Annotated in this window: 5 protein-coding genes, 1 tRNA gene and 1 pseudogene; 4 read left to right on the top strand and 3 right to left on the bottom strand. The window is 71.1% G+C overall.

What is annotated here, in order from left to right:
• Window positions 1–100, top strand: a pseudogene (locus tag ACZ53N_RS36065) (IS481 family transposase); the annotation flags it as partial.
• Here ACZ53N_RS36065 and ACZ53N_RS36060 read toward each other — a convergent pair.
• From ACZ53N_RS36060 to ACZ53N_RS36050, 3 genes are all read right to left on the bottom strand, one after another.
• Window positions 97–1,392 carry a UDP-glucose dehydrogenase family protein gene (locus tag ACZ53N_RS36060; RefSeq protein ID WP_469144951.1) on the bottom strand — a complete coding sequence of 432 codons (1,296 nt, stop codon included), beginning with the start codon at window positions 1,390–1,392 and terminating at the stop codon, window positions 97–99. The pseudogene ACZ53N_RS36065 and the gene ACZ53N_RS36060 sit on opposite strands and share 4 nt — an antisense overlap.
• A 293-nt stretch (window positions 1,393–1,685) precedes the next feature.
• Window positions 1,686–1,759 (bottom strand) — tRNA-Met (locus ACZ53N_RS36055).
• A gap of 142 nt (window positions 1,760–1,901) precedes the next feature.
• Window positions 1,902–2,366 (bottom strand): hypothetical protein, encoded by a 465-nt coding sequence (locus ACZ53N_RS36050; protein WP_469144950.1) that lies wholly within the window; start codon window positions 2,364–2,366, stop codon window positions 1,902–1,904.
• 581 nt (window positions 2,367–2,947) lie between these two features.
• Between ACZ53N_RS36050 and ACZ53N_RS36045 the strand changes: the two genes are divergently transcribed.
• The 3 genes from ACZ53N_RS36045 to ACZ53N_RS36035 all read left to right on the top strand — a co-directional run bounded on the left by ACZ53N_RS36045 (window position 2,948) and on the right by ACZ53N_RS36035 (window position 5,731).
• Complete coding sequence (locus tag ACZ53N_RS36045) at window positions 2,948–3,073, top strand: lasso RiPP family leader peptide-containing protein (RefSeq protein ID WP_361934449.1); 126 nt, start codon at window positions 2,948–2,950, stop codon at window positions 3,071–3,073.
• Window positions 3,074–3,224: 151 nt separating this feature from the next.
• Complete coding sequence (locus ACZ53N_RS36040) at window positions 3,225–5,030, top strand: albusnodin/ikarugamycin family macrolactam cyclase (RefSeq protein WP_469144949.1); 1,806 nt, start codon at window positions 3,225–3,227, stop codon at window positions 5,028–5,030.
• On the top strand, window positions 5,021–5,731 hold the full coding sequence (locus ACZ53N_RS36035) for a lasso peptide biosynthesis B2 protein (RefSeq protein ID WP_469144948.1): 711 nt from the start codon (window positions 5,021–5,023) through the stop codon (window positions 5,729–5,731). The genes ACZ53N_RS36040 and ACZ53N_RS36035 overlap by 10 nt, the downstream gene beginning before the upstream one ends.
• Window positions 5,732–5,966: the final 235 nt, after the last annotated feature.

The following is a 5,966-nucleotide window of genomic DNA, read 5'->3' as shown; positions in this document are numbered from 1 at the left end:
CGACTGGCTGGACTGGTACAACTACCACCGACCCCACACCGGCATCGACGGCCACCCACCAGCCAGCCGCGTCACCAACCTGTCCGAACAACACAGCTAGGGCCGGCCCACGCTCAGGTAGGTGAAGGCGAGATCCCGCATCGTGGCCGGGTCGAAGAGGTTGCGCCCGTCGTAGAGCACCGGGCGGCGCATCAGGCCCCGGGCCTCACCCCACGGCACCTCCCGCAGCTGGGGCCACTCCGTCACGACGATCGCCGCGTCCGCGCCGGTCACGGCGTCCAGCACGTTCTCGTGCCGGGTGGTCGACCTCCACGGCTCGACGTCGCCGGGACGGGCCAGCGGGTCCCAGCACCGCACAGCGGCGCCCTCGGCCAGCAGCCGCGATGCCAGGACGGTGCTCGGGGCCTCTCGCATGTCGTCCGTGCCGGGCTTGAACGTCAGCCCCAGCAAGGCGATCTGGGTGCCTTCCAGCGTCCCCAGTTGGTCCTTGAGCTTCTGGATCGCCCGCCGCTTCTGCAGGTTGTTGACCTCGATGACCGCGCTCAGCAGCTGCGGGTGGTAGCCGGTGTTGCTGGCCAGCTGCTTGAGTGCCTCGGAGTCCTTGGGGAAGCAGCTGCCGCCCCACCCGATGCCGGCCTGCAGGAAGTGCCGACCCAGACGATGGTCCAGCCCGACGGCCCTGGCGACGTTGCCGATGTCGGCACCGGTTGCCTCACAGACGTTCGCGATCTCGTTGATGAACGAGATCTTCGTCGCCAGCAACGCGTTCGACGCCATCTTCGCCATCTCCGCAGACGGAATGTCCATCACCACGACGTCGCCGTTGACGCCCTGATGCAGCTCCTCGACCAGACGGGCTGTGTCCGCATCCGATGCGCCGATCACGACCCGGTCCGGGTTGAGGAAGTCGGAGACGGCACGGCCCTCGGCAGTGAACTCCGGGTTGGAGGCATAGCCGACATGCCCCAGCCCGACATCGTCGAGCACCGACCGTGCGCGCGCGCCGGTTCCCACCGGCACGGTGCTCTTCACGACCACCGCGGCAAGACGCTCCGCCCCCTTGAGGGAATGGAGAACCGACCAGACCCGCGACAGGTCGGCGTCGCCAGCCGACGTGGGAGGCGTGTCCACGCAGACGAACACCACCTCGGCCTGCGCGAGCGCCTCGTCCACGTTGAGGGTGAACGCCAGCCGCTCCTTGTTCTTGATGATCAGATCACCCAGACCAGGCTCGTAGATCGGGACCTGCCCGGACTGCAGCAGCTTGATCCTCTCGGGCTGAATATCCCGGACGACCACGTCGTGACCGAGCTCAGCGAGACAAGCCCCCGTGACCAGCCCGATGTATCCCGCACCGAAGACAGCAATCTTGCGATTGATCGTGTGAGCCATACGTGACATTCCGTTCTCAAGTCGTGAGGTGGTGGGACGTCAAACACCGAACACAGTCGCGGATCTCCACACGATCCCCAAGGCGAACTGCCCTGCGCAGCCGCCGCCTTGCCGCGAAGGGCCGTGGGCCAAACAGCAATCTGCCACACCTAGTGAGGCTCAGGCGGCACAGCTCCTCAGATACGCACGCTTCGACGTCTTTGCCGGCGACTGCCGCGATCAACCTGGCCGCCCCCGCGGACCCGGACGCAGTGAAGGCCCGGCAGCCAAGCTGTCGGGCCTTCACGTGTGAGTAGCGGGGACAGGATTTGAACCTGCGACCTCTGGGTTATGAGCCCAGCGAGCTACCGAGCTGCTCCACCCCGCGTCGGTACGGCGAACACTACGGCATCGACCGACTGCGCCGGACCACTTTGCATCCCTCGACGCTCCACCATCGCAGCCAGGACCTGAGACCTTCGCCGACGTCTCGACACCGAGGCGCGCTGGCACAGACGCTGAACGGCGGGTCAGCTAGCTGCTGCCGTTGACGCGTCTCGCTTTTCGGCACGCGGTTCGGCCTTCCAGCCAGGCAGCAACATCGAGAGCATCGGGTCGCTTTCGATCTTCTGCTGAGTGAGCCGCATGCCTTCGTCGATGAGCGCGTCCCACTTCTCTGTGGCGAGCTCGACGCGACACGGCAAGCTCTTGATGATCGTCGCGTCCACGGTCAGATAGTTCGACGCCCGCCTCCCAGCCCCACGGACCGTAGGCACGTAGGCGTTGGCGCCAGCTTGGTCAGGAAGCAGAGAGATGAGGACCGCCTCGCCATCCTCGGCGATCCTTCGGGCCGCCTTGTGGGCTGCCGAAGCCTCCGCCTTGGAGGGATTCCGTTCCAACATCTCGATCAAGGTGCCGCGGATGCTGACTGTGTCCCGACCAGTGGCCAGCGCCTTCTGCAGAGCCAGGCGGAAGGCTTCCGTCATCGATGTCATGACCGCGATTGTCACGACTGGCTGGCCGGGGGGCGTGCGCTTGAGGGCTTCGCCCGGAGTGTTCCCCCGTACGGCAGATACGTACGGGGCGCGGTCGCCGACTGTTCGCTGGAAGATCAGGCGCACTCCCCACAGGCCTGAACAGTTCGGCGATGAGGTACTGGGCTGGCAGGTCGGGCGTGCGGCCACGTTGCCACCGGTAGACGCCGTCCTTGCCGGTGCCGACCGCGACGTGCCGCTTTTCCCCCAGGTCGCGGATGCGGTGGGCGAGTTCGGGCGGCAGCCAGCCGCGTGCGCGTAATGCCCGTGTCAGCAGATGCATCCTGGTTTCGCCCTTCGCTCGCCGAGCCGGGGCCGAACATATCGACGGTAGCCCTGGACCGGGCCTGTACGGAATGGCGGCGGAGGGTGCGCTTGGGGTGCTCGTAGCCGCACCCGGCCGCACCCGGCCCGCGGCTTCCTCCTGCTGCCCGGGGCCGGGATGGTGATGGTGCGCAGCCCGCCGCCGGGGCCTCGCCGGCCGGAGATGCCGGGGTGGTCGGGCGGCGGTCCATCCGAGACAACGACGTCTGGAGGACGCCATGGAGTTCATCAAGCAGACCGAGGAATACATCGCGCCGACGCTGACCGTGCTGGGCACCGTCGCCGAGGTGACCCTCGGCACGGCGGGCAACGACGAGCCGGACGACACCCAGTACTGGAAGTGACCCCGGCCTCGCGTGTGAGTGAGTGAACCCGGCGCCCGGGAGCTGGCTTCGAGCCCTCCCGGGCGCTGTCGCGTCTACGAGCAGAAACGAGGTGGTGACGGTGCGGTTGATCGCCGGACGGCACGGACCCGGAGGAGTCCCGGGTGCTGGTGTGCGGCTGCGTGACGGGCGGGAGATCACTGGCCTGGCCGGGACACGGATATGGACGGTCGGCCACGAAAGGGGGGAAGTGCGCTCGGCGTGCTCCCCGGAGGGCGCGGGCCTGGTGGCGGTGGGCTGCTGCCTGGCGACGGAGCAGGAGCTCGACGGCGCCCTGGCCGCGCTGGAGCGGGGGGATGCCGCGGGCGCGACGCGGCTGCCCGGTTCGTACCTGGCGGTGGCCCGCACCCGGGACGGCGTGCGGGTGGCGGGGGACCGGGCCGGGGTGATGACCGTGTACTGGCTGCCGATCGAGGACCAGGTGCTGTGGGCCACGGCAGCCGTGCCCCTGGCGGCAGTGACACAGGCCCGGGCGGACCTGTCTTTGCTGATGTGCTCCTTCATGCTGACCGGGGTGGACGTCCTCGCCGCCCACAGCCTCTTCCACGGCGTGCGCCGGGTGCCGCCGGGCCACGTTCTCGTCCTGCCCGACCACGGCCCCGCCCGCACTGCCCCCGCCCGCGAGAACTCCCCGGCCCTCTCGCCCGCGGAAGGGGCGCGGCGGCTGCGGACAGCAGTACGGACAGCAGTTGCGCGCCGCGCGCGGGCGGCCGGCCAGCTGTCGGCGGACCTGTCCGGCGGGATCGACAGCAGCAGCGTCACGTGCCTGGCGGCCCCGGAACGCCCGCTGCTCGCCGTCACCTACACCGATGTGCACCTGGCCGACGACGACGATCTCCGCTACGCCCGCCGCCTCGCCGACACGGTCCCCGGGATCACACACCAGGTGGTCAACGGCCAGGGCACCGGCGGTCACTTCGCCGGCCTGGAGGACGCGGCGGCGCTTCCCCGTACGGACACGCCGTCGTTCACACTCGGCCTGATCGCCATCAAGGACGCCCAGTTCGCGCCCGTCATCGCCCACGGCAGCACCGCGCACCTGACCGGACGGGGCGGCGACGACGTCCTGGACGCCGTCCGCAGCCACCCCGTGGACCTCTGCCTCGCCGGGCGCCGGATCGAGGCACTGCGCCGGGCGGCCGGCTACGCCCGGTCCCGGCGCAGCAGTGTGCACCGGATGTGGGGCGAGCTGCTGCGCACCGCGGCCACCGGATACCCCCAGGCCCTCGCGGCCTTGGCGGCCTCCCTCGCCCGGCCCCCGGCGGGAGTGCGGCCGTACGGGGCGGCGCCGTGGGAGGCGATGCGCTGGTGCTCGACCAGCGGGGCGGAGGCCTGGCTGACCCGGGACGGCCGGGTGGCGCTGTCCGTCCTGGTCGAGAGCCGCGCCGCCCAGGCCGACCCGTACGTTTCGCCCGCGCGGCTGCACGAGCGTCTGGGCCTGGAGCTGATGGCCGACGGCCACGCCACCTTCGACACCGTCGCCCGCACCCGCTGGGGTATCCCGCTGCATGCCCCGTTCCTCGACACCGCGGTCGTCGACGCGGCTCTGGCGATTGAACCGGGGGAGCGCGTACGGCCCGGCGTCTACAAGGCGCTCGCCCGCACCGTCTTCGACGGCCTGGTCCCCGACTTCCTCCTGCACCGGCCCACGAAGACCACGTTCGCCTCCAGCGTCTACGCCGGGCTGCGCCGTAACGCCCCCGTCCTGCGGGGCATCATCGGCGGCTCGGCGCTTGCCCGCGCGGGCCTGCTCGACGCCCGCCGGGTGCTGGAGGACCTCGAGCGTGCCGTCCAGGGCGTGCCCGCTCCGCTGGCCGGCCTGCACGCCCTGGTGGTCACCGAGTTGTGGCTCGCCACGCTCGACACCGCCCGGCACACCTGGTGGGAGCGCGACGAGGAGGACGTCCCATGCCCGTGAGCCGCCGCGTCTACACCGCCATCACGTCGGCCGGAGCCGCCTTCCTCGACATCCGGTGCACGCGCGGCCGGTGGGTGTTCCTCAACCCCACCGGGGCCGCCCTGTGGCAGGTCCTCGCCGCCGGCGTCCCCGCGGAGACCGCCATCAAGGAGCTCACCGCGCACTGGGCCGCGCGCGGGGCCGACCCCGGGCAGGTCCGAGCCGACCTCGCCCTGCTCACCCAGTCCTTCGCCGCCTCCCGCCTCGACCCGGCCACCAGCGCACACCCGGCTCTCCCGGCGCCGGACACCATCCGTTTCACCCGGCCCGGCTGGCCGCCGAAGACGGCGGACCGCCTGGCCGGCATCACCGGCCTCGCCACCGCGCTCGTCCTGCTGCGCTGCCTCCCCGTCCGGACGGTCATCGCCCTGGCCCGCGTTGTCGTCCGCCTGCCGTTCCCGCCGGCGGCACCGCAGGAGGCCGACGCGGTCTTCGCCGCCGTGCACCGCGCCGCCCGTGCCTGGCCCGGCCGCGCCGCATGCTTCGAGGAGAGCCTGGGGGCGTTCCTCGCGGCCCTGCTGCGCCGCCGCCGGGTCCACTGGGTTCTCGGTGCCCGGTTCGCGCCCGCCGCCGCCCACGCCTGGATCGAGACGGCGGAGGCCGTCATCGGGCAGGACGAAGCGGACCGCGCCTGGCCGTACACACCAGCCCTACGTGTGTAGGTCCGCACAGATATTCGCCACCCTTCGCCACCGCATCCACTCGTTCGGGTGAGTCGTTGCGCTGGGCGTGACGACCTCAACCGACCACCAGGACCCCGCTCCCGCCCCGGGGGGGGGGGGGGGGGCCCCCCCCCCCCCCCCCCCACAACCCCCCCCCCCCCCCCCCCACCCACCCTAGGAACAACACCACGCCGAAACCCACAACAACCAAATCCACAGACCCCTCCCCCCCACC

This window comes from Streptomyces sp. NPDC033229 (assembly GCF_055576875.1).
The sequence above is the reverse complement of the archived record's forward strand: the minus strand, read 5'-3'. Positions and strand labels throughout refer to the sequence as shown.

Excerpts from the sequence above, each read along its gene's own strand:
- ACZ53N_RS36035 (WP_469144948.1), top strand. The coding sequence starts at position 5,021 with ATGCCCGTGAGCCGCCGCGTCTACACCGCCATCACGTCGGCCGGAGCC.
- ACZ53N_RS36060 (WP_469144951.1), bottom strand. The coding sequence starts at position 1,392 with ATGGCTCACACGATCAATCGCAAGATTGCTGTCTTCGGTGCGGGATAC.
- ACZ53N_RS36045 (WP_361934449.1), top strand. The coding sequence starts at position 2,948 with ATGGAGTTCATCAAGCAGACCGAGGAATACATCGCGCCGACGCTGACC.
- ACZ53N_RS36050 (WP_469144950.1), bottom strand. The coding sequence starts at position 2,366 with ATGACATCGATGACGGAAGCCTTCCGCCTGGCTCTGCAGAAGGCGCTG.